Genomic DNA, 22,677 nt, shown 5'->3' on the forward strand with positions numbered 1-22,677 from the left:
TAAGGGGTCGAGGTCATCCCTGGGGGGACTTCTATTATTCTGCCGTCCGGCATCATAAACCCGATTTACATCAATGAGCATGCCCGCACGCAGTCACAATTTGTCAGCCATGAACCTCAACAGGTTTTCGTAGAGCCGGTCGACCTCGGCGACCTGACCTCGCGCACGCAAACAACCGTGCACCAGCCCTTCGCCGTAATAGAGCGAAGCGTCTGTGCCGGCGCTGGCCAGTCGTTCGGCGTAGCGCACGCCGTCGTCGCGCAGCGGATCGAATTGCGCCACGGCGATCCAGGCTGGCGGCAATCCACTGAAATCGTCAGCGAGCAGCGGCATGGCATAAGCCTCCGGCCGAGGGCTGCCGCGCAGGTATAACGCGTGATAGCTGTGCACATCATGGCTGCCGAGCAACGGTGCATCGGCGCATTCGCTGCGTGACGGCAACCGGTCGTCACCGCCAAGGCCGGGATAGATCAGCACTTGAGCCGCCGGCATCGCCTCGCCGGCATCGCGCAACGCCAGGCACAACGCGGCGGCGAGATTGCCACCGGCGCTGTCGCCGGCTACCAGCAGTTTCTGCGGGTCAAACCAGAACGGCCCGCTGCGCAACGCGCGCCAGACACTCAGGCAATCCTCGAACCCCGCCGGGTATGGATGTTCTGGCGCCAGCCGATAATCCACCGCCACCACCATCGCACCCAGCGCCATGGCCAGTTCGAAACAGATGAAGTCGTGCGAGTCGAGCCCACCGACGACCCAACCACCACCATGCAAGTACAACACGCAAGGCCAGCCGCTGGCCGGTGGCTTGAGCGGCGGCCGATAGGAGCGCACCGGTACGCCGCTCAACTGGAAGTCGACGACCTCCAGCCCTGCGGGCCGTTCAGGGGTGAAGACCCGACACATGGCGTCATAGGCCTGGCGCAGTCCTGCGAGACTGCTGTCATCACTGACGAAACTTTCAGTTCGGGTAACGAAGGCCGCCATGGCCGGCGTCAGCGGATAATGGCTCATCAGTTTTTCAGACTGGCCTGAACCGCGCCCACGCCATCCTTGCCATCGAAACTGCTGACCCCGGCCAGCCAGCGCTGCAGATCCTCGGGGTGTTCACGCAGCCAGTTCTTTGCCACGTCCTGCGGCGTCTTGCGTGCCATGATCGGTACCATCAGCTGGCTTTCCTGGGCGGCAGTGAATGTCAGGTTTTGCAGCAGGCGATGGACGTTCGGGCAGCGTTCGGCGTAATCCGGCGCGGTCACGGTGGACACGGTGGCGGCGCCTTCGTTGGGGCCGTAGACGTCTTCGCTGCCGGTCAGGTAGGTGATCTTCATGTTGATGTTCATCGGGTGCGGGGTCCAGCCGACGAACACCACAAACTCCTTGCGATTCACCGCGCGTTGCACAGCGGCGAGCATGCCTGCCTCACCGGACTCGATGATCTTGAAATCCTTCAGACCGAAGTGGTTGGTCTCGATCATGCTCTTGATGGTGGTGTTGGCCCCACTACCCGGCTCGATGCCGTAGATCTTGCCGCCCAATTGATCCTTGAACTTCGCGATGTCGGCGAAGGTTTTCAACCCGGCCGCCGCCACGTAATCCGGCACCGCCAGCGTCGCCTGAGCATCCGCCAGACTCGGCTTGTCCAGGACTTTGACCTGGTTGGCAGCGAGGAAGGGCGCAATGTTGTTGTCCATTGCCGGTTTCCAGTAGCCGAGGAAGATGTCCAGACGCTTGTCGCGAATGCCGGCAAAGATGATCTGCTGCACCGCGCTGGTCTGCTTGCTGTCGTAGCCGAGACCATTGAGCAACACATCGGCCATGCCGCTGGTGGCGATCACGTCGGTCCAGTTGACCACGCCCATGCGCACGGTTTTGCAGGAGGCGTCGTCATTGGCCATGACGCCAGCGCTGAACAGCGCGCTGCCAGTGAGGATTAACGCACAACGAGTGAAGAGCTTTTTCATTCGGGGGTTCTCGTGCGGCAGCGGATTATTGTCAGGTCGGTGTCTGGTGCACCGTGGCCGCAACATTACGCAGGCGACGAGAGGGAAAGATGAACGGTGGCGACTGTGTTTTGCACAGCGGCGACCCGGACGGACCACCGCCCCCTCGTGGGAGCGAGCTTGCTCGCGAATGCGGTGAATCAGTCACCTCATAATCGACTGACACGATGCTTTCGCGAGCAAGCTCGCTCTCACAGGGGGTGTGGGTCTGTGTTCAGGATGGGTAGTGGCTCTCGCCCCAGGCGAGCAAACCCTGCAGCAACGCCTTGAGCACCACCCGCGTCGGCTCCGCCAGATCGGCGCGGTAGCGGAACGGTTCGAACTCTTCCATGTAGGTGCTCTGACACAGCTCCAGTTGCACGGCGTGGATGTGCTCGGCCGGGTTGCCGTAATGGCGGGTGATGTGGCCGCCCTTGAAGCGTCCGTTGAGCACGTGGCTGTAATGATCGTGACGGGCGCAGATGGCTTCCAGTTGCGTCGCCAATTGTGGATCGCAACTGGCGCCGTTGAAGGTGCCGAGGTTGAAGTCCGGCAGTTTGCCGTCGAACAGGTGCGGGATGACCGAGCGGATCGAGTGCGCGTCGAACAGCAGCGCATAGCCGAATTCAGCCTTCAGCCGCGCCAGCTCTTGCTGCAGGGTGCGGTGATAGGGCGTCCAGATCTGTTCCAGATAGGTCGCCCGCTCGGCTTTGGAGGGCTCGAGCCCTTCGCGGAACAACGGAATGCCATCGAACAGCGTCGCCGGGTACAGCCCGGTGGTGGCGCCGGCGTACAGCGGTTTGTCGTCGGACGGGCGGTTCAGGTCGATGACAAACCGCGAGTACTCGGCGGCCAACGTGCTGGCGCCCAACGCCTCGGCAAAATCGTAAAGCTGCGGAATGTGCCAGTCGGTGTCCGGCAGGCTTTTCGCGTCCGGGATCAATCCGGCCTCGACCGCCGGGGTCAGACGTACGCCAGCGTGAGGCATGCTGATCAGCAGCGGCACGCGACCTTGTTTGAAGTTCAGAACCTTATCCACAACCGCTCTCCTACAGACTTGATTCAACGCCGTGACGCACGACGCGTTTGTCCAGATCGCCCCCGAGCCAATAGGCCAGGTCCGCCGGGCGGTCGATCTGCCAGGCGACAAAGTCCGCGACCTTGCCGACTTCAAGCGAGCCATGGGTGTCAGCCATGCCCAGCGCTTGTGCGGCATGGATGGTCGCACCGGCCAAGGCTTCTTCCGGAGTCATACGGAAGCAGGTGCAAGCCATGTTCAGCATCAGGCGCAACGACAGCGCCGGCGAGGTGCCGGGGTTGAGGTCACTGGCGATGGCGATCTTGACCTTGTGCTTGCGCAGGGCGTCCATCGGTGGCAACCGGGTTTCGCGAAGGAAATAGAACGCGCCCGGCAACAGCACGGCGACGGTGTCGGCTTTGGCCATGGCGATGGCGTCGTCTTCATCCATGAACTCCAGATGATCGGCGGACAACGCCTTATAGCGCGCGGCCAGGCTGGAGCCATGCAGCGACGACAATTGTTCGGCATGCAGCTTTACCGGCAGACCAAGCTTTTGCGCGGTGATGAATACCCGCTCGACCTGCTCCGGCGAGAACGCCAGGTACTCGCAGAACGCATCCACGGCGTCGACCAGACCTTCGGCGGCCAAAGCGGGAAGCATCTCGGCGCAGATGTGCTCGATGTAGTCGTCAGCGCGATCCTGGTACTCCGGCGGCAAGGCGTGGGCGGCCAGACAGGTGCTGCGCACGCTGATCGGCAGTTGCGCGGCGAGCCGGCGAATGACCCGCAGGATCTTGCGTTCGCTGGCCAGATCCAGACCGTAGCCGGACTTCATCTCGACCGTGGTCACGCCGTCGCGCATCAGGCTTTTCAAACGCTTGGCGGCGCTGGCGAACAGCTCGTCTTCGCTCGCTTCACGGGTGGCGCGCACAGTGCTGGCGATACCGCCGCCCTGCGCCGCGATCTCGGCGTAGCTGACGCCTTGCAGGCGTTTCTCGAATTCGCCGCTGCGGTTGCCACCGAACACCGTGTGAGTATGACAGTCGATCAGGCCGGGGGTGACCCACGCGCCTTGCAGGTCGTTGACCGCCGGGTATTCGCCAGAGGGCAATTGATTGCGCGGGCCGATCCACTCGATGTGCGCACCGGACGTCACGATGGCCGCATCCTCGATGATCGAGTAGACGCCTTGCGCCATGGTTGCGACGTGGCAGTGTTGCCAGAGGGTTTTCATCCCAAGTCCTCGTCTTGTTCAAAATCGTATCGCTGGCAAGCCAGCTCCCACAGGTATTTGTGGGAGCTGGCTTGCCAGCGATGAGGGCCTTACAGGCTCGGCAGCAGCCTGGCTGGAACCAGCTCGGTCAGACACCGCGAAGCCAACAACTCGGTCGCCGCATTGATGTCCGGCGCAAAGAAGCGATCCTTCTCATAGAACGGCACTTCGCGGCGCAGAATCGCCCGCGCCTGTTCCAGCTTGGCCGAGGTCTTCAGACCATTGCGCAGGTCCAGCCCCTGCACCGCCGCCAGCCATTCCACCGCGAGAATCCCGCGGGTGTTTTCGGCCATTTCCCACAGGCGCTTGCCGGCGGCCGGGGCCATCGACACGTGGTCTTCCTGGTTGGCCGAGGTCGGCAGGCTGTCGACCGAATGCGGATGGGCCAGCGCCTTGTTCTCGCTGGCCAGTGCCGCGGCGGTCACCTGAGCGATCATGAAGCCCGAGTTGACGCCGCCATTGGCCACCAGGAACGGCGGCAGTTGCGACATGTGCTTGTCCATCATCAGCGAGATACGGCGTTCGCTCAGCGAGCCGATTTCAGCAATGGCCAGGGCCATGTTGTCGGCGGCCATGGCCACCGGCTCGGCGTGGAAGTTACCGCCGGAAATCACATCGCCTTCAGCGGCGAACACCAACGGGTTGTCGGAGACGGCGTTGGCTTCGACCACCAGCACATCGGCGGCCTGACGGAACTGGGTCAGGCAAGCGCCCATGACCTGTGGCTGGCAACGCAGCGAGTACGGGTCTTGAACCTTCTCGCAGTTCTGGTGCGAGTCGGAGACTTCACTGCGCTCACCGAGCAGATCGCGATACGCGGCTGCAGCATCAATCTGACCTTTCTGACCGCGAGCGGCGTGAATACGTGCATCGAACGGCGAGCGCGAACCGAGCACCGCTTCCACCGTCAGACCGCCGATTGCCAGCGCACCGGCAAACAGGTCTTCACCTTCAAAAAGACCGCGCAGGGCAAATGCAGTGGACACCTGAGTGCCGTTGAGCAGCGCAAGACCTTCTTTCGCCGCCAGCGTCAGCGGGGTCAGACCGGCGACTTTCAGCGCTTCGGTGGCTTCCATCCACTCGCCTTTGTAACGCGCCTTGCCTTCGCCCAGCAGCACCAGCGACATGTGCGCCAGCGGCGCGAGGTCACCGGATGCGCCGACCGAACCTTTGAGCGGAATGTGCGGATACACCTCGGCGTTGATCAGCGCGATCAGCGCGTCGATCACCACGCGGCGGATCCCGGAGAAACCACGGCTGAGGCTGTTGACCTTGAGCACCATGATCAGCCGCACCAGCTCATCGCTGATCGGCTGGCCGACGCCGGCCGCATGCGACAGCACCAGCGAACGCTGGAGGTTTTCCAGGTCTTCGCTGGCGATCCGGGTCGAGGCCAGCAGGCCGAAACCGGTGTTGATGCCGTAGGCGGTGCGATTCTCGGCGAGGATCTGCTCGACACACGCAACGCTGGCCTCGATCTGCGCGGAGGCGCTGTGGTCGAGGGTCAGCTTGACCGGTTGCTGATAAACGTCACGCAGTTGGGCCAGGCTCAATTGGCCGGGAATCAGGTTCAGCGCAGTCATTTAAATGCTCCTGTTTAGGCATTGTTATTAACTACCAGTCGCTCCGGAGCATTCCGTTATCCGTCGTTTCTCGTCTTGTGGACGATCCACGCCTTGGCACGCTGGTATGGGTATTGTCAGTGCAGATTCGGTAATACGTTGTGCAGCGAATCCGGGTGCTTCAGAACGCTTGCGGCGGCAGCGATGTCCGGCGCCAGCCAGCGATCCTGATCGTAGGCCGGGACGGTTTCACGCAGCAGGCGCCACGCCCGGTCGGTGCCCGCGCCAAAGCGCTGCGCCTTGAGAAATTCAAAGGCCTGCGCCGCCAGCAGGTACTCGATGGCGAGGATCTGCGTGCAGTTTTCCAGGGCACGGTGCAGCTTCAGCGCAGCGCTGGTGCCCATGCTCAAGTGGTCTTCCTGCAGGCCCGAGGTGACGTAGTTGTCGAGCACCGCCGGTTGCGCCAGTTGGCGGTTCTCGGCACACAGCGAGGCGGCGACGTATTGCACGATCATCATCCCGGAGTTCACCCCCGGATTGGCCACCAGAAACGCCGGCAGACCGCTGACATGCGGGTTGACCAGGCGATCGAGGCGACGCTCGGCAATCGAGCCGATTTCGGCCATGGCAATCGCCAGCAGATCCGCTGCCATCGCCACTGACTGGCCGTGCGGGTTAGCCTGCGACATCACCCGGAAGTTGTCCGGCGTGCCCAGCAGCAACGGGTTATCGGTGCAGCCATTGAGTTCGGCTTCCACCTGCCTGATCGCATGTTCCAGTTGATCGCGCGCTGCGCCGTGCACCTGCGGGATCGAGCGGATGCTCAGCGCATCCTGAGTGCGAATGCCTTTGCTGGTCGCGATCACTTCACTGCCATCGAGTAACGCACGCAGATTGCTCCCGACCTGCTGCATGCCCGGGTGCGATTTGAGCGCGATGATCTCGGCGTCGAACGCGGCGATCTGGCCGCGCTGGGCTTCGAAGCTCATGGCGCCGATCACGTCGGCCCATTGCACCAGTCGCGTCGCATCGGCAATCGCCAGGCAGCTGAGGCCGGTCATGCACGGCGTGCCGTTGACCAGGCACAAACCGTCCTTTGCGCCGAGCTGCACCGGTTGCAGGCCTTCTTCGGCCAACGCCTGCTGCGCCGAGATGATTTGCCCGCGATAGCTGACATTGCCCACGCCCAGCAGCGCGATGCCGATGTGCGCCATGTGCGTCAGGTAACCCACCGAACCTTGCGACGGAACCTGCGGGGTGATGCCGCGATTGAGCAGCGCCAGCAACGCTTCGACCACCCGCCGGTGAATGCCGGATTTGCCGTGGCTGTAGTTGTGGATTGCGGCGCAGAGGATCGCGCGGGTCTGCTCATCGGGCAGCACCGGGCCGACACCACAGGCGTGACTGAGCAAGGTGTTGCGCGAGAGCTGGCTGAGTTGTTCGTCCTTCAGCGAGACATTGGACAAACCACCCAGGCCGGTATTGACGCCATAAGCACGCTCGCCGCTTTCGACGATGCGCTGGACGATGCCCTGAGCGTTTTCGATGCGCGCCCAGGTTTCGCCCGACAGCTCCAGTTTTGCGCCATGACGGGCGACGGCGACCACGTCCTGCCAGTGCAGGGGGTTGCCGGTGATGATGATTTTTTCAGCCTGGGACATCTAAAACCTCATACCAATTCTGTTGATACACCCTGTGGCGAGGGGATTTATCCCCGATGGGATGCGCAGCAGCCCCAAAACCTGCAGCCAGGATGTTTCAGGTGCACCGCATGCCATGTCTGGGGGCGGCTTCGCCACCCATCGGGGATAAATCCCCTCGCCACAAAGGCAATCCATTTCAGACTACTGCCGCCCGCCGCTGCACGAACCGGTCGACATACTCATCCGCTGGCGAATGCAGGATCTCTCTTGGCGTGCCGACCTGAATCAGGCGGCCGTCCTTGAGAATCGCGATGCGGTTGCCGATGCGCACGGCCTCGTCGAGGTCGTGGGTGATGAAGACGATGGTCTTGTGCAGGGTCTTTTGCAGCTCCAGCAACTGGTCCTGCATCTCGGCGCGGATCAGCGGATCGAGCGCACTGAACGCTTCGTCCATCAGGATGATGTCGGTGTCCGCCGCCAGCGCGCGGGCCAGGCCGACACGCTGACGCATGCCGCCGGAGAGCTGATGCGGGTATTTGTTTTCGTAGCCTTTGAGGCCCACGGTGTTGATCCAGTGCAGCGCACGTTCGGCGCACATCTGCTTGCTCTCGCCGCGCACTTTCAGACCGTAGGCGACGTTCTCCTGCACGGTCTTGTGCGGCAGCAGACCGAAGCTCTGGAACACCATGCTGATCTTGTGCCGGCGAAATTCGCGCAGCGCTTCCATGTCGTATTGCAGGATGTCCACGCCGTCGACCAGGATCGCGCCGCTGGTGGGGTCGATCAGGCGATTGAAGTGGCGCACCAGCGTCGATTTGCCGGAACCGGACAGGCCCATGATCACGAAGATCTCGCCAGTGCCGATGCTCAGCGACAGGTCATTGACCCCGACCACACAACCGGTTTCGTTCAGCACCTGATCCTTGGTCTTGCCCTGGCCGACCATCGCCAGTGCGTCCTTGGCGCGGTTGCCGAAAATCTTGAAGACGTTTTTGACTTCGATCTTGCTCACGGTTGCGTTGTTCATTTGCTCACCTCATGCCGTGGCCGACCGTACGCCTGAGTAATGCGGTCGATGACCACTGCGAGAATCACGATCGCCAGACCGGCTTCGAGGCCGCGTCCGACGTTGAGGGTCTGAATGCCCACCAGTACGTCTTCACCCAGGCCACGGGCGCCGATCATCGAGGCGATTACCACCATCGACAGGGCCATCATGGTGGTCTGGTTGATCCCGGCCATGATGCTCGGCAGGGCCAGCGGCAGTTGCACACCGAACAGTTGCTGCCAGCGGTTGGCACCGAAGGCGTTGATCGCCTCCATCACTTCACCATCGACCTGGCGAATGCCCAGATCGGTCAGGCGGATCAACGGCGGCGCGGCATAGATCACCGTGGCGAAAATCGCCGGGACCTTGCCCAGACCGAACAGCATCAGCACCGGAATCAGGTACACGAAGCTGGGCATGGTCTGCATGATGTCGAGCAGCGGCATCAGCACCGAACGCAGGCGATTGCTGCGCGCCGAGAGAATCCCCAGCGGAATGCCGATCAGCACCGAAATGATCGTCGCGACCATCATCAGCGCCAGCGTCTGCATGAGTTTGTCCCACAGGCCGACAGCGCCCACCAGGAACAGCAGACCGACGATGACGGCGGTGGTCACGACTTTACGCGTGGCGTGCCAGGCGACGACGCCAACGATCGCCAGCATCAACCACCACGGCGCGGCACGCAGCAGGCCTTCGAGGTTGACGATGGCCCACAGCAGCGTGTCCGAGATGTGGCGGAACACATCACCATAATTGGTGACCAGCGAATCGACCCAACCGTTGACCCAGTCGGCGATGGAAAAGGTAAAGCTTTCGGGAAACATAAGCGGCTCTCAATCAGAAATCTCAATCAAGCGATGACGGCATATCTCCCGGCCAGCCTCACGGTTGACCGGGAGGTATCGACCTACAGCGCCGCGTCGATTTTCTTGGCTGCGTCGTCACTGACCCACGCGTGCCAGACCTCAGGATGTTCCTTGAGGAAGATTTTCGCCAGTTTTGGCGACTCGATACGTTCCTTCGCCATGCGGCCCAGGTTCTGGTTCAGCAGATCGATCGGCAGATTGACCTTCTCCAGCACGGCCACCAGTTCCGGCGCCTGTTCGTGGAAGGTTTTCGACAGACCGACCTTGATGCTCACGCTCTTGTCGACGCCCGGTTTTTCTTCAAGTTTGACCGCGTCGATCTGGCCCATCAGCGGGGTTGGCGACCAGTAGTAGAACAGGATCGGCTCGCCACGCTTGTAGCTCGACAGCACCGCCGCATCCAGCGCCGGGCCGGTGCCCGGACGGAAGTTGGTGTAGCTGTTTTCCAGGCCGTAGCTCTTGAGCATTTCGCTGTTGTCCAGCTCACAGGTCCAGCCCGCCGGGCAGTTGTAGAAACGGCCCTTGGACGGTTCTTCGGCGTCCTTGAAAATCGTCGCGTATTTGCCCAGATCGGCAATGTTTTTCAGGTCCGGGGCTTTTGCCTCGATCTTGCGTTTGGCATCGCCTTCGATCACGTAGCGCGGCACGTACCAGCCTTCGATAGCGCCGACAATCGGGGCGCCGACACCGACGACTTTGCCGGCCTTCTCAGCCTTGTTCCAGACTTCGCTGCGGCCGACCCACTCTTCGGCGAACACTTGAATGTCGTTGCTGCTCAAGGCGTTCTCCATGGTGATGGAGTTGCCCGGCAGGCTGTCGGTCTTGCAGTCGTAACCTTTCTCCAGCACCACTTGCAGCACGTCGGTCAGCAACATGCCGCTTTCCCAGTTCAGGCCGGCGAATTTCACCGGTTTGCCGGACTCGCACCAGCCGGCAGCCTGGGTGGCGCCGGCACTGGCCAGCAGGCCCATGGACAGCAGTGTGGTGAGCAGGGTCTTGTTCGATTTCATTATTGCGACGCTCCTAATCATGAATTGGCTTACGGCAGTCAAGAGGCATCCAGCCCTGTCCACGTCCAATCAGGCCTGCGCCGCAGCGCGCCCGGCCCCACTTTTTTCAGGTGGTACAACACTGTTCTGCTCGAGCGGCAAAATCAGCTGATCAGGCACCGAGCCGTGCCATTTTTTCGCGCACAGGTAATACAGCGCGGCAGGCAGCACCAGGCCGATGATCCAGGAAATATCCACGTCACCGAGGGCAGCCACCAGCGGGCCGGTGTAGAACTTGGTGGAGATGAACGGCAGCTGCACCAGCACACCGAACACATAGACGCTGATCCCGAGCAGATTCCAGCGGCCGTAGCGACCATTCGGATCGGCCAGCGCCGGTACGTCATAGCGTTCACGAGTGATGCAGTAGTAGTCGACCAGGTTGATCGCGCTCCATGGCGTGAAGAACGCCAGCAGAAACAGGATGAACGACTTGAACGCACCGAGGAACGAGTGCTGGCCAAGCAGTGCGATCAGGGTCGCCGCACCGACAATCACCAGCACGAACACCAGACGCTGCAGGCGCGAGACCGTCAGGTGCCCACGGAAGCCGCTGATGATCGTGGCGATGCACATGAAACTGCCGTACGAGTTCAACGTCGAGATGGTGACCTTGCCGAAGGCGATGCTGAAGTACAGCAGCGCCGCCGTGGCACCGGTGCCGCCCAACCCGACGATGTAGGCCACTTCATGCCCGGCGAACTGGCCGTTGGCCGACGCCGCGGCGAACACGCCGAGGACCATCGCCACCTGCGCGCCGATGACCGAACCTGCGCCAGCGGCAAAGAAGGTTTTCACCGAGGAAACCTTGCTCGGCAAGTAACGCGAATAGTCCGCCACATACGGGCCGAAGGCGATCTGCCAGGACGCCGCGAGCGACACTGCCAGCAAGAAGCTGCTCCAACTGAAGTGACGGATCTGCAACAGGGCGCCCACATCCACCTGACTCAGCAGGCGGCTGAACAGATACACAAAGGCAATCACGCCAATGACGCTGGCGACACGCCCGATCCAGTGGATCACCCGATAACCGAGCACGGTGACCACCACGATGACACTGGCGAACAGCAGGATGCCGACGGTGTCGCTGACCCCGAACAACTGCCCCAGCGCCTGACCGGACAGCACGGTGCCGGTGGCGGTAAAGCCCAGGTACATCAGGCACACCAGCACGATCGGGATCGCCGCGCCATACACGCCGAACTGCACCCGGCTGGAAATCATCTGCGGCAAGCCAAGCTTCGGCCCTTGCGCCGCGTGCAGCGCCATCACGCCGCCGCCGAGCAGTTGACCGATCAACAGACCGATCAACGACCAGAACACATCACCGCCCAGCACCACGGCCAGGGCCCCGGTAACAATCGCGGTGATTTGCAGATTCGCACCCATCCACAGGGTGAACTGGCTCAACAGACGACCGTGTCTTTCCGCTTCCGGGATGTAGTCGATCGAACGCCTTTCGATCAACGGTTTGTTGCCTGCACGATCGGGGGTTACAGCCATGATTCAACCTCTGTGGATTGTTTTGATTGTTCTCTCGGGCCTACTCGAACCCTTGTGGGAGCTGGCTTGCCAGCGAAGACGTCGGCACCTTCAACATCTATTCCGGCAGTGCCACCGCTATCGCTGGCAAGCCAGCTCCCACAGGAATCTGTGTTACTTGCCGCCGGTAATCATCGGCAGGTTCAGCCCCTGCTCCTTCGCGCAGTCGATGGCGATCTGGTAACCAGCATCGGCGTGACGCATGACGCCAGTGGCCGGGTCGTTGTGCAGCACGCGCGCAATACGCTCGGCCGCTTCGTCAGTCCCGTCGCAGACGATCACCATGCCCGAGTGCTGCGAGAAGCCCATGCCCACGCCACCACCGTGGTGCAGTGAGACCCAGGTCGCGCCGCTCGCGGTGTTCAGCAGCGCATTGAGCAGTGGCCAGTCGGACACGGCGTCGGAACCGTCCTGCATCGATTCGGTTTCGCGGTTCGGGCTGGCGACCGAGCCGGAGTCGAGGTGGTCGCGACCGATCACAATCGGTGCCGACAGCTCGCCGCTGCGCACCATTTCGTTGAACGCCAGACCGAGCTTGGCACGCAGGCCCAGGCCGACCCAGCAGATACGTGCCGGCAGACCCTGGAAGCTGATGCGCTCGCGGGCCATGTCCAGCCAGTTGTGCAGGTGGGCGTCGTCCGGGATCAGCTCTTTGACTTTGGCGTCGGTCTTGAAGATGTCCTGCGGATCACCCGACAGCGCCGCCCAACGGAACGGGCCGATGCCACGGCAGAACAGTGGACGAATGTAGGCCGGGACGAAGCCCGGGAAGTCGAACGCGTTTTCCACGCCTTCTTCCTGCGCCATCTGACGGATGTTGTTGCCGTAGTCGAAGGTCGGGATGCCTTGCTTCTGGAACGCCAGCATCGCTTTGACGTGGACCGCCATCGATTGCTTGGCGGCTTTGATCACGGCAGCCGGCTCGGTCTTGGCGCGGGCGCGGTACTCTTCCCAGGTCCAGCCCGCCGGCAGGTAGCCATTCAGTGGGTCGTGGGCACTGGTCTGGTCGGTGACCATGTCCGGACGCACGCCGCGCTTGACCAGTTCCGGAAGGATTTCTGCGGCGTTACCCAGCAGGGCGATGGAGATCGCTTTGCCTTCGGCGGTGTATTTGGCGATGCGCGCCAAGGCGTCGTCGAGGTCTTTGGCTTGCTCGTCGACATAACGGCTTTTCAGGCGGAAATCGATGCTCACCTGCTGGCATTCGATGTTCAGCGAGCAGGCGCCAGCCAGAGTTGCAGCCAGCGGCTGAGCACCGCCCATGCCGCCCAGACCGGCGGTCAGGACCCACTTGCCTTTGAGGTTGTCGTTGTAGTGCTGACGACCGGCTTCGACGAAGGTTTCGTAGGTGCCCTGAACGATGCCCTGGCTGCCGATGTAGATCCAGCTGCCGGCGGTCATCTGGCCGTACATGGCCAGGCCTTTGGCGTCGAGTTCGTTGAAGTGTTCCCAGCTCGCCCAGTGCGGCACCAGGTTGGAGTTGGCGATCAGTACGCGCGGGGCGTTGCTGTGAGTCTTGAACACGCCGACCGGTTTGCCGGATTGCACCAGCAGGGTTTCGTCGTCATTCAGGTGGGTCAGGCTCTCGACGATCTTGTCGTAGCACTCCCAGTTACGCGCAGCGCGACCGATACCACCGTAGACCACCAGCTCTTTCGGGTTCTCGGCCACTTCCGGATCGAGGTTGTTCATCAGCATGCGCAGCGGCGCTTCGGTCAGCCAGCTCTTGGCGGTCAGCTTGTTGCCGCGTGCAGCGCGGATCTCGACGTCACGGTACTTAGTAGGTTTTGTGTCAGTCACGAAAAAGACTCCTCAGCGATCAATTCAAACCAACCCTGGCAGTGGGCAAGCAGCCTGTGCGCCTCAATGCGCGACAAGCGAATCAGTGGACGCTGCGGACTTATACGCATACGTCTTTACTTGTACATACAAGCATATGCAATCAAGCGGCCAACTCACTGAAGAGCCGTTCAAGAAAAATCGCGAACAGGGCTACAGAGCGCTGGAAACAAGGGTTGTGGCGCGGATGAAATTTTTTGCGGGGGAGAATTGAGGTCGCGGAAGATCGTTACGAACCCGTGGCTTTGCGCCACGCTGGGGCGTTCGGTAACAAGTTGGTGCGCTGAGGGAAACAGGAATTGAAATGCAATTGTGGTGAGGGGATTTATCCCCGATGGAGCGCGTAGCGGTCCCAAAAGGTCTGCTGCGCCGCCATCGGGGATAAATCCCCTCACCACAGGAGTGTTACCAGAGTTGGATCAGCGTGCCGTCAGCTCGATCACGCAGCACGCGGCATTGACCGCGACTTCAACCAGACCGATGTTACCGTCCAGTTGCAGGCAATCATGTCGGGCCAGTTGCGCAGTGCTGTCACCGACCCGCACTTGCAGCAGCTCGCTGACACTGAACACCAGCACCGTCGAGGCCGAGCTGAAAAACCGCTGTTCACCGTCCAGCCACTGCAACCGCGCGTGGTAACGCTGCGGTGCGTAAATCAGGTTGAAGTCGCGTATCGCACCGCCGAGCAAGGTGCAGGACACTTGGCTTTCGCCGCTGAATGCAAACGGGTCCAGCGGTAACAATGGACGCGTGTCATCACCATCGACGCACAAGGTCATGCCGTCACCCTGCAACACGGTGATAACTCGCTGGTAACCGGCAAAGGTCGAGAAACCGCCCGACTCGGCAATGTCGGCAATCGACAGACGCCAGCCAAAACCATCCAGGCCAGCACCGGCGTCACGGGTGATCTCTTCGGTGCTGCCGCCGCCGTTTTTCCACGGCATGCGCGGGTAACCTTCGGCGCGTAAAACTTTCACTTCACTGCTCATTTATGAAAGCGTCCTTCCAGACGATGACGAGAACCGGGATGAATCAGGCGCGCCGCCGTCACCGGCTGACGGCCCGACCACGTACGACGACGGATCAACAGGCACGGCTCGTCTTTCTCGATCTGCAGCAACTTGCACTCGGACGGCTCGGCGAGGATCGCTTCGACCACGTGCTCGCCTTCTGTCAACGGCGCGACCTGGTTGAGATAGGCGTAAGGGGTTTGCAGGGTGAAATCCTGCTTGAGGTATTCCGGAGCGACCAGCGCGTTGACGAAACGGTCTTCGATTTGCACCGGAATGTCGTTTTCGTAATGCACGATCAGCGAATGGAAGACCTTCTGCCCTTCGCGCATGTCCAGCGCCAACGCGCGCTCGGAGCCGGCGGCCTCTTCTTCGAGGGTGATCACCTGACAGGTGTGGCGATGGCCACGGGAGGCGATTTCGTCGGCGATGTTGTGCACTTCGAACAGCGCAGACTGGCTCTTCGGTTCGGCGACAAACGTGCCGACACCTTGCATGCGCACCAGCAGGCCGTCGGCGGTCATTTCGCGCAGCGCGCGGTTGATGGTCATGCGGCTGAAACCGAGCTGGCTGACCAGTTCGCTCTCCGACGGCACGCGGTAGTGCGGTGGCCAGTTACCGCTGTCGATCTGCTGGGTGATCATCTGTTTGACGCGGGCGTACAAGGGCGCCGGACTGTCGCCCAGGTTCGCGGCCAACGGGGAGACTGGAGGCGGAGTCGGCACGGTGGATCCCTGTTCATTGGATGAAGGTTGCTAGCTTGCCGGAGTTTACCGGGCAGGCAAACGTCTGTATATGTATATACAAATAACACACGATGGGGTGCTGAACCATGTCCGCCTTCTTTGCCGAACGCGCGCTGCTGCCTAACGGATGGGCCAACCATGTACGTTTCGAAGTCAGTGCCGATGGCATGCTGACCCGAATCCAGGCCGATTCCACCGCAGATGGCGCCGAGCGGCTGAGCGGTCCGCTGCTGCCGGGCATGCCCAATCTGCATTCCCATGCCTTCCAACGCGCGATGGCGGGACTGGCCGAAGTGGCTGGCAATCCCAACGACAGCTTCTGGACCTGGCGCGACCTGATGTATCGCCTCGTCGGAAAAATCAGCCCGGAGCAGCTCGGCGTGATTGCCCGTCAGCTGTACATCGAAATGCTCAAGGCCGGTTACACCTCGGTTGCTGAATTCCACTATGTGCACCACGACAACAACGGTCAGCCGTATGCCGATCCGGCCGAGCTGGCACTGCGCATCAGCCAGGCAGCGAGCGACAGCGGCATCGGTCTGACCCTATTGCCGGTGCTTTACAGCCATTCCGGATTCGGCGGCCAAACGCCCAATGACGGGCAGCGCCGCTTTATCAACAGCACCGAAAACTATCTGAACCTGCAAGCGCGCCTGCAGCCGCTGCTGGCTCAGCAAAAAGCGCAATCGCTGGGGCTGTGCTTCCACTCATTGCGCGCGGTCACCCCGCAACAGATCAGCGAAGTGCTGGCGGCTAGCGACAAGCAGTGCCCGGTGCACATCCACATCGCCGAACAGCAGAAGGAAGTCGATGACTGCCTGAGCTGGAGCGGTCGTCGGCCGCTGCAATGGCTCTATGAAAACACCGAAGTCGATCAGCGCTGGTGCCTGGTTCACGCCACCCACGCCAATCCCGAGGAAGTCACGCTGATGGCCAAAAGTCGCGCCATCGCCGGCCTGTGCCTGACCACTGAAGCGAATCTGGGCGACGGGATTTTCCCGGCGGTGGATTTCCTCGCCCAGGGCGGACGCATGGGCATCGGTTCCGACAGCCATGTGTCGCTCAGCGTGGTCGAGGAATTGCGTTGGCTGGAATACGGCCAGCGTCTGCGCGACCAGCGGCGCAACCGTTTGTATGGGGCGGATCAGCCGATGGTCGGGCGCACGCTGTATGACGCGGCGCTGGACGGCGGGACGCAGGCGTTGGGGCAGCCGATTGGCGCGCTGGAAGTCGGCAAGCGTGCCGACTGGATCGTGCTCGATGGCAATGATCCGTATCTGGCCACGGCCAGTGGTGACGGGATTTTGAATCGCTGGTTGTTCGCTGGCGGTGACCGACAGGTGCGCGATGTATTGGTCAATGGCCAGTGGGTGGTGCGCGATGGCCGGCATGCAGTCGAAGAGGAAAGCGCACGCGCCTTCACCCAGGTTCTGCGCGAACTTTTAGGCTGACACAAAACAAAAATGTGGGAGCGAGCCTGCTCGCGAAGAGGGTGTATCAGCAACATTTTCGTTAACTGACACACCCTCTTCGCGAGCAGGCTCGCTCCCACATTTGATTGGTGGTGGTCTTTAATTCGAAGTCTTCGCCATCTGCCGATCCGACGCTCGCCAGATCAGTCGCGTGGTGTCGTAACCTTGCTGACGCGCCTTGCTCAGCAACTCCTCACGCACCACACCGTTGACGGTCGGCGTGCGGGACAACAACCACATGTACTTGCGGCTCGGGTCGCCGACGATGGCGGTCTTGTAGTCGTCGCTGACGTACAACACCCAGTATTCGCCTTTCGCCACTCCCGGAATCAAGCGCGAGAACCAGGTATCGAATTCGACCCACAGCTTGTCGGTCTTGCCCGGCACCTGTGGATAAGCCTTGCCTTTGGCTTCTTCCCATTGCCAGTCGGCGGTCAGGCAACGATTGAGCACGTCGACGTTGCCGTCCGGCCTGAGCGAATAATGGGCTTCGGATTGCGCGCAGTTGCGCTGGAAGTACATCGGCAGTCGCGCCAGTTCGTACCAAGTACCCTGATAACGCTTGAGGTTGACACTGTGAGCCGTCTTGGGCGCCAGCGGATCTTCACCGTGAGTGGCGCAGCCGGCCAGTACCAGGCCGGCAAAAAGGACGAACAATAACCGCTTCATTATTTTTCTCCCGTGGGCGCTTGGCCCCGGTTTACTTCAGGCCTTGGCCAGAAAACATCAGCACTTTGTCACCGGCGTACTGCACGCTGATAAAGCTGTTTTTGTCGCCCCAGGTGCAACTGGACATGCCGAGCGCACCCGAACAGTCGGTGGGTTTGCCGAGCAGCGTCTCAACTTCGGCTTTGGCCATGCCGGCCGAAAGCTTGGAATAGTTTTCCTGATTGACCTTGCTGCACGCGGCCAACAGCACGCAAAAAGTCAGAAGGGCGATAGATCGCAGCGACATGAAGTAACTCCTGGAGCGGAAGGGGGATGGCATGGTGCCAACCAGAAGCTTAGAAGAGAAAACCCTCATCTGGTTCCCTTCAGAAATGGCTATTTATCGCTCCGCTCGTCTGGCATTTATCGGAAAATCAGACACTTTCTGCGGCTATTGAGCATTTCGTCGCATTTCACCAAAGACGCCTAATCTTTGGCGCACAGCAGTCGAAATAAGAGCAGCGCAATGCCCCCGAGTGTGGCAAATTGCCGCCCTTTCTCGACCAGCCCCTTCGCGGTAGTTCATTCGATGACCAGAAACATGAAATTCAGCCACAAGATCTTGTTGGCTGCCGCCCTCGTGGTGGCCGTTGCGTTCGCCTGTTTCATTTTGTTCAACGACTATCGACAACGCGAAGCCCTGAGCAGCAGCACCGAAGCCTCGATGCAGGAGCTGGGCAGCCTGACCACCAGCAACATCCAGACTTGGCTGGAAAGCCGCATCCAGTTGCTGCAATCGCTGTCGCAGCAGGTCGCCGCCGACGGCAGTGCCCCGGCCAGCCTCAAGCGCATCATCGACCTGCCCGCCTACACCGGCAATTTCCAGCTCAGCTATTTCGGCGGCGCTGACGGCGTGATGTTCTCGGTACCCGCCGGCAACCGCGCGCCGGACTACGACCCGCGCGCCCGTGGCTGGTACAAGGCAGCCAACAGCGCCCAACAGACCATCGTCACCGAACCCTACATCGCCGCCTCGTCGGGCAAACTGGTGATCACCGTCGCCACCCCGGTGCAGCGTCAGGGCCAGATGATCGGTGTGGCCGGCGCGGACATCGACCTGACCAGCGTCAGCGCGATCATCAACTCGCTCAACTTTGGTGGCCACGGCCATGCGTTCATCGTCAGCGCCGATGGCAAGATCCTGATTCACCCGGACAGCAAACTGGTGCTGAAAACCCTCGCCGAGGCTTATCCGAACGGTGCGCCGAAAGTCAGCCCGGGCCTGAAAGAAGTCGAATTCGACGGCAAGACCCAACTGATTTCGTTCACCCGCGTCAACGGCGTGCCATCGGCTGACTGGTACGTGGCGCTGGTGCTGGACAAGGACACCGCATTCTCGATGCTCAGCGAATTCCGCACCTCGGCGCTGATCGCCATGGTCATTGCCGTGGTGATCATCATCGCCCTGCTCGGCATGCTGATCCGCGTGCTGATGCAACCGCTGCTGACCATGGGCCGCGCCATGCATGACATCGCCGAAGGTGAAGGCGACCTGACCAAGCGTCTGGTGATCCACGGCCACGACGAGTTCGGCGCGCTGGGTCTGTCGTTCAACCGCTTCGTCGAGCGTATTCACACCTCGATCCGCGAAGTGTCCTCGGCCACCGGCCAGGTCAACGAAGTCGCCCTGCGTGTGGTCGCGGCCTCGAACTCGTCGATGTACAACTCCGACCAGCAAGCCAGCCGCACCAACAGCGTGGCCGCGGCGATCAACCAGCTCGGCGCTGCCGCCCAGGAAATCGCCCAGAACGCCGCCCTCGCCTCGCAGCACTCCAGCGATGCGCGCAGCCTGGCGGTCGACGGTCAGCAGGTTGTGGATAAAACCATTCACGCGATGCAGCAGTTGTCGGCAAAAATCAGCGACTCCTGCGGCAACATCGAAACCCTCAATAGCAACACGGTGAACATCGGGCAGATTCTGGAAGTGATCACCAGCATCTCGCAGCAGACCAACCTGCTGGCGCTAAACGCTGCCATCGAAGCGGCCCGCGCCGGTGAGGCTGGCCGTGGTTTCGCCGTGGTCGCTGACGAGGTGCGCAACCTCGCCCACCGCACTCAGGATTCGGCGCAGCAAGTGCAGAAGATGATCGAAGAACTGCAAGTCGGCGCGCGTCAGGCGGTGAGCATCATGACCGAGAGCCAGCGCGAGAGCGAAAGCAGCGTCGGCATCGCCAACCAGGCCGGCGAACGCCTGGGCAGCGTGACCCAGCGCATCGGCGAGATCGACGGCATGAACCAGTCGGTGGCTACCGCGACAGAGGAGCAGACCGCGGTGGTCGAGTCGATCAACGTCGACATCAACGAGATCAACACGCTGAATCAGGAAGGTGTCGAGAACTTGCAGGCAACCTTGCGCGCGTGTTCGGATCTGGAGCAGCAAGCGGCGCGCTTGAAGCAGCTGGTAGGCAGCTTCAGGATCTAAGGCGCGGCCACTGGCGTCTTCGCGAGCAGGCTCGCTCCCACAGGTATTTATGAACGACACATATCCCCTGTACGAGGCCGCCTGCTGGCGATGACGGCGTTAGCGACGATTGAACTTTGAGTTGAAATACGCTGGTCAGCTCGCACTGACGATGGACTGAATTAAGACTAAACTCAGTCCTATTCAATTTGGGCGAGAATCAAACATGAAGCTTTCATCGCAAATCAAACCGATCAGCTACCTCAAAAGTCATACAGCGGAGATCGTCAAGTCGATCACTGAAAGCCGTGAGCCATTGGTCATTACCCAAAATGGTGAAGCCAAGCTTGTAGTTATGGACGTGAAAAGCTTTGAGGAGCAGGAAGACACAATGGCTTTGCTGAAGCTATTGGCAATGGGCAATCGGGAGATTGAGGAAGGCAAGTATCGAGACGCTGAGGACGTTTTCGCGGACTTGGACAGGGCCGACCATCAATGAGTTTAAAGGTCGTTATTCTTCAGTCCGCACAAACAGATCTCAAAGAACTCCGTACCTACCTTATCAAACAGTTCTCGAGTCAGACGTGGCAGAGTACCTACGCTGATCTCAAGATCGCCATTCTTGGTCTCGCAGACCTTCCTTATTCCGGTTCAATCCCCGAGGAAATCGAGAAGCTCAATCTTGGTCAATACCGACAAATCATTTCCGGGATGAACCGAGTCATTTATGAAGTCAGGGAAAAAACCGTCTTCGTTCATATCATTGCCGACTCAAGAAAAAGCCTGCCTTCACTTTTGATGAAGAGACTGTTGAACGGCAATCCTTGAATTCAACAAATCAGAACCGTGACCCAGGCTGACTGAGAAACGCCAACTCCTCAGCCGTCGACTCCCGCCCCAACACCGCATTGCGATGCGGAAACCGGCCAAACCGTGCAATCACCTTCTGATGCCGCTCGGCATAGTCCAGGTTATCGGCAAACACCGCCCGCTCGGCTTCCGGCTGTTCAGCTACCAGATCGATAAAACGCGAAACGGCTTCGTTCTGCACCGCGAGGTTTTCGCAGTGTTCGAACACCAGATAAATGAATACCCGCTGAATCGGCTTCAGTTGCCGGTCGAAATCCGCCGCAATGCCCTGCGCGACAAGTTTCTGCGCGCGCAGATCACCGGAAAAGGCTTTGGGTGTATCGCGAAAGATCATGCGTGGCAGTTGATCGAGCAGCAGCACCAGCGCCAGCCAACCCTCGGGACGTTGCGTCCACTCGGTCAATTCACCAGCGAGGGCCTGATCGACAAAGACCCCGAAACGCTCACGCGCTTCGAGGTCTTGACTGTCTTTCTTGCCGAACCACAACTTGCCCTTGTCAGCCGATATCTCGCGCGGTGATTCGGCGTGTCCGAACCACCAGTCGAGCAGCGGCTGCCAGGGCGCGTTCACGGCTTATTCCTTGTGGTAAGCCGTGGCGCGGGCGACTTCTTCTTTCGAGCCGAGGAACACCGCTACGCGCTGGTGCAGGCCTTCGGGCTGAATGTCGAGGATGCGCTGGTGACCGTCGGTGGACGCGCCGCCGGCCTGTTCCACCAGGAACGACATCGGGTTGGCTTCGTACATCAGACGCAGTTTGCCCGGTTTGGATGGCTCACGGCTGTCGCGTGGGTACATGAACAGACCACCACGGGTCAGGATGCGGTGCACGTCAGCCACCATCGCCGCGACCCAGCGCATGTTGTAGTTCTTCTTCAGCGGGCCTTCTTCGCCGGCCAGCAGTTCGCTGACGTAACGTTGCACCGGGGCTTCCCAGTGGCGCTGGTTGGACATGTTGATCGCGAATTCCTGGGTGGTTTCAGGAATGGTGATGTCTTCATGGGTCAGCACGAAGCTGCCCATTTCGCGGTCGAGGGTGAAGCCTTTGACGCCGTCGCCCAGGGTCAGAACCAGCATGGTCTGCGGGCCGTAGATCGCGTAACCGGCGGCAACCTGCTGGGTGCCTGGCTGCAGGAACGCTTTCTCGTTCAGCGCTTCGTTCTGGCTCAGGTATTCGTTCGGGCAACGCAGTACCGAGAAGATGGTGCCGACCGGAGCGTTGATGTCGATGTTCGACGAGCCGTCCAGTGGGTCGAACACCAGCAGGTAGGCGCCTTTCGGGTATTTGCCCGGGATCTGGTAGGCATTGTCCATTTCTTCGGACGCCATGCCGGCCAGGTGACCGCCCCATTCGTTGGCTTCGAGCAGGATCTCGTTCGACAGCACGTCGAGCTTCTTCTGCACTTCGCCTTGGACGTTTTCAGTGCCCATGCTGCCCAGAACACCGCCCAGGGCGCCTTTGGACACGGCGTGGCTGATCTCTTTGCAGGCACGCGCCACCACTTCGATCAGGAAGCGCAGATCGGCAGGAGTGTTATTGCTGCGGGTCTGCTCAATCAAATAGCGACTCAGGGTAACGCGGGACATGGACGGCTCCGGTGGAATGGGGGGCTAAAAACCCGCGCAGTTTACAGGGAGTCTGAAAAC

At 60.8% G+C, this 22,677-nt stretch carries 21 protein-coding genes and 1 pseudogene; 5 read left to right on the forward strand and 17 right to left on the reverse strand.

The window, feature by feature from the left end:
* Nucleotides 1-93: 93 nt before the first annotated feature.
* From AB1J88_RS18790 to hutC, 13 genes are all read right to left on the reverse strand, one after another.
* Nucleotides 94-1,011, reverse strand: a complete 918-nt coding sequence (locus AB1J88_RS18790) for an alpha/beta hydrolase (RefSeq protein ID WP_430291702.1) — start codon at nucleotides 1,009-1,011, stop codon at nucleotides 94-96.
* A complete protein-coding gene (locus AB1J88_RS18795) occupies nucleotides 1,011-1,958 on the reverse strand; it encodes a choline ABC transporter substrate-binding protein (protein ID WP_222017133.1) in 948 nt (315 codons plus the stop codon). The genes AB1J88_RS18790 and AB1J88_RS18795 overlap by 1 nt, the downstream gene beginning before the upstream one ends.
* Before the next feature lie 253 nt (nucleotides 1,959-2,211).
* Nucleotides 2,212-3,015: an N-formylglutamate deformylase gene (gene hutG / locus AB1J88_RS18800; protein WP_430291704.1), complete on the reverse strand. Its 804-nt coding sequence runs from the start codon at nucleotides 3,013-3,015 to the stop codon at nucleotides 2,212-2,214.
* Nucleotides 3,016-3,025: 10 nt separating this feature from the next.
* Complete coding sequence (gene hutI / locus AB1J88_RS18805; RefSeq protein WP_041071479.1) at nucleotides 3,026-4,231, reverse strand: imidazolonepropionase; 1,206 nt, start codon at nucleotides 4,229-4,231, stop codon at nucleotides 3,026-3,028.
* Between the two features lie 89 nt (nucleotides 4,232-4,320).
* Entirely contained in the window at nucleotides 4,321-5,853 is a 1,533-nt protein-coding gene (gene hutH, locus AB1J88_RS18810) for a histidine ammonia-lyase (protein WP_086793939.1), read from the reverse strand.
* Nucleotides 5,854-5,969: 116 nt separating this feature from the next.
* Nucleotides 5,970-7,493, reverse strand: coding sequence for a histidine ammonia-lyase (hutH, locus tag AB1J88_RS18815; RefSeq protein WP_430291706.1), 1,524 nt, complete (start codon nucleotides 7,491-7,493; stop codon nucleotides 5,970-5,972).
* Nucleotides 7,494-7,671: 178 nt separating this feature from the next.
* The gene (locus AB1J88_RS18820) at nucleotides 7,672-8,502 is read right to left on the reverse strand and encodes a quaternary amine ABC transporter ATP-binding protein (RefSeq protein WP_222017140.1); all 831 of its coding nucleotides are present in this window, start codon (nucleotides 8,500-8,502) and stop codon (nucleotides 7,672-7,674) included.
* A complete protein-coding gene (locus AB1J88_RS18825) occupies nucleotides 8,499-9,350 on the reverse strand; it encodes an ABC transporter permease (RefSeq protein WP_007949591.1) in 852 nt (283 codons plus the stop codon). The genes AB1J88_RS18820 and AB1J88_RS18825 overlap by 4 nt, the downstream gene beginning before the upstream one ends.
* Before the next feature lie 83 nt (nucleotides 9,351-9,433).
* On the reverse strand, nucleotides 9,434-10,402 hold the full coding sequence (locus AB1J88_RS18830; protein WP_041071468.1) for an ABC transporter substrate-binding protein: 969 nt from the start codon (nucleotides 10,400-10,402) through the stop codon (nucleotides 9,434-9,436).
* 69 nt (nucleotides 10,403-10,471) lie between these two features.
* Complete coding sequence (locus AB1J88_RS18835; protein WP_430291707.1) at nucleotides 10,472-11,944, reverse strand: purine-cytosine permease family protein; 1,473 nt, start codon at nucleotides 11,942-11,944, stop codon at nucleotides 10,472-10,474.
* A gap of 153 nt (nucleotides 11,945-12,097) precedes the next feature.
* Nucleotides 12,098-13,783: a urocanate hydratase gene (gene hutU / locus AB1J88_RS18840; RefSeq protein ID WP_430291709.1), complete on the reverse strand. Its 1,686-nt coding sequence runs from the start codon at nucleotides 13,781-13,783 to the stop codon at nucleotides 12,098-12,100.
* Nucleotides 13,784-14,241: 458 nt separating this feature from the next.
* Nucleotides 14,242-14,814 (reverse strand): HutD/Ves family protein, encoded by a 573-nt coding sequence (locus AB1J88_RS18845; protein ID WP_430291710.1) that lies wholly within the window; start codon nucleotides 14,812-14,814, stop codon nucleotides 14,242-14,244.
* Nucleotides 14,811-15,479: a histidine utilization repressor gene (gene hutC, locus AB1J88_RS18850; RefSeq protein ID WP_430292700.1), complete on the reverse strand. Its 669-nt coding sequence runs from the start codon at nucleotides 15,477-15,479 to the stop codon at nucleotides 14,811-14,813. Before hutC ends, AB1J88_RS18845 begins: the two co-directional genes overlap by 4 nt.
* A 188-nt stretch (nucleotides 15,480-15,667) precedes the next feature.
* On the opposite strand from hutC, the gene AB1J88_RS18855 reads away from it, so the two are divergent.
* On the forward strand, nucleotides 15,668-17,032 hold the full coding sequence (locus AB1J88_RS18855) for a formimidoylglutamate deiminase (protein WP_430291711.1): 1,365 nt from the start codon (nucleotides 15,668-15,670) through the stop codon (nucleotides 17,030-17,032).
* Between the two features lie 120 nt (nucleotides 17,033-17,152).
* Here AB1J88_RS18855 and AB1J88_RS18860 read toward each other — a convergent pair whose 3' ends face one another.
* Nucleotides 17,153-17,722 (reverse strand): lipocalin family protein, encoded by a 570-nt coding sequence (locus AB1J88_RS18860; RefSeq protein WP_041071454.1) that lies wholly within the window; start codon nucleotides 17,720-17,722, stop codon nucleotides 17,153-17,155.
* A gap of 31 nt (nucleotides 17,723-17,753) precedes the next feature.
* Nucleotides 17,754-18,008, reverse strand: coding sequence for a hypothetical protein (locus tag AB1J88_RS18865; protein ID WP_003220802.1), 255 nt, complete (start codon nucleotides 18,006-18,008; stop codon nucleotides 17,754-17,756).
* A gap of 294 nt (nucleotides 18,009-18,302) precedes the next feature.
* On the opposite strand from AB1J88_RS18865, the pseudogene AB1J88_RS18870 reads away from it, so the two are divergent.
* The 4 genes and pseudogenes from AB1J88_RS18870 to AB1J88_RS18885 all read left to right on the forward strand — a co-directional run.
* Nucleotides 18,303-19,325 (forward strand): annotated as a pseudogene (locus tag AB1J88_RS18870) (cache domain-containing sensor histidine kinase); the annotation flags it as partial.
* A gap of 93 nt (nucleotides 19,326-19,418) precedes the next feature.
* Nucleotides 19,419-20,183 (forward strand): methyl-accepting chemotaxis protein, encoded by a 765-nt coding sequence (locus AB1J88_RS18875; protein WP_371260421.1) that lies wholly within the window; start codon nucleotides 19,419-19,421, stop codon nucleotides 20,181-20,183.
* Between the two features lie 205 nt (nucleotides 20,184-20,388).
* On the forward strand, nucleotides 20,389-20,661 hold the full coding sequence (locus AB1J88_RS18880) for a type II toxin-antitoxin system Phd/YefM family antitoxin (RefSeq protein WP_047290864.1): 273 nt from the start codon (nucleotides 20,389-20,391) through the stop codon (nucleotides 20,659-20,661).
* Entirely contained in the window at nucleotides 20,658-20,990 is a 333-nt protein-coding gene (locus tag AB1J88_RS18885) for a type II toxin-antitoxin system RelE/ParE family toxin (protein WP_131670914.1), read from the forward strand. Before AB1J88_RS18880 ends, AB1J88_RS18885 begins: the two co-directional genes overlap by 4 nt.
* Nucleotides 20,991-21,000: 10 nt before the next feature.
* Here AB1J88_RS18885 and AB1J88_RS18890 read toward each other — a convergent pair whose 3' ends face one another.
* Together AB1J88_RS18890 and AB1J88_RS18895 are read right to left on the reverse strand one after the other, a co-directional pair.
* Nucleotides 21,001-21,603 (reverse strand): DUF924 family protein, encoded by a 603-nt coding sequence (locus AB1J88_RS18890; RefSeq protein ID WP_430291712.1) that lies wholly within the window; start codon nucleotides 21,601-21,603, stop codon nucleotides 21,001-21,003.
* 3 nt (nucleotides 21,604-21,606) lie between these two features.
* Nucleotides 21,607-22,617 carry a class 1 fructose-bisphosphatase gene (locus AB1J88_RS18895; RefSeq protein ID WP_003220797.1) on the reverse strand — a complete coding sequence of 337 codons (1,011 nt, stop codon included), beginning with the start codon at nucleotides 22,615-22,617 and terminating at the stop codon, nucleotides 21,607-21,609.
* Nucleotides 22,618-22,677: the final 60 nt, after the last annotated feature.

Origin of the sequence: Pseudomonas sp. S8, from assembly GCF_050473925.1 — a bacterium.
Classification (GTDB): Bacteria; Pseudomonadota; Gammaproteobacteria; order Pseudomonadales; family Pseudomonadaceae; genus Aquipseudomonas; species Aquipseudomonas parakoreensis.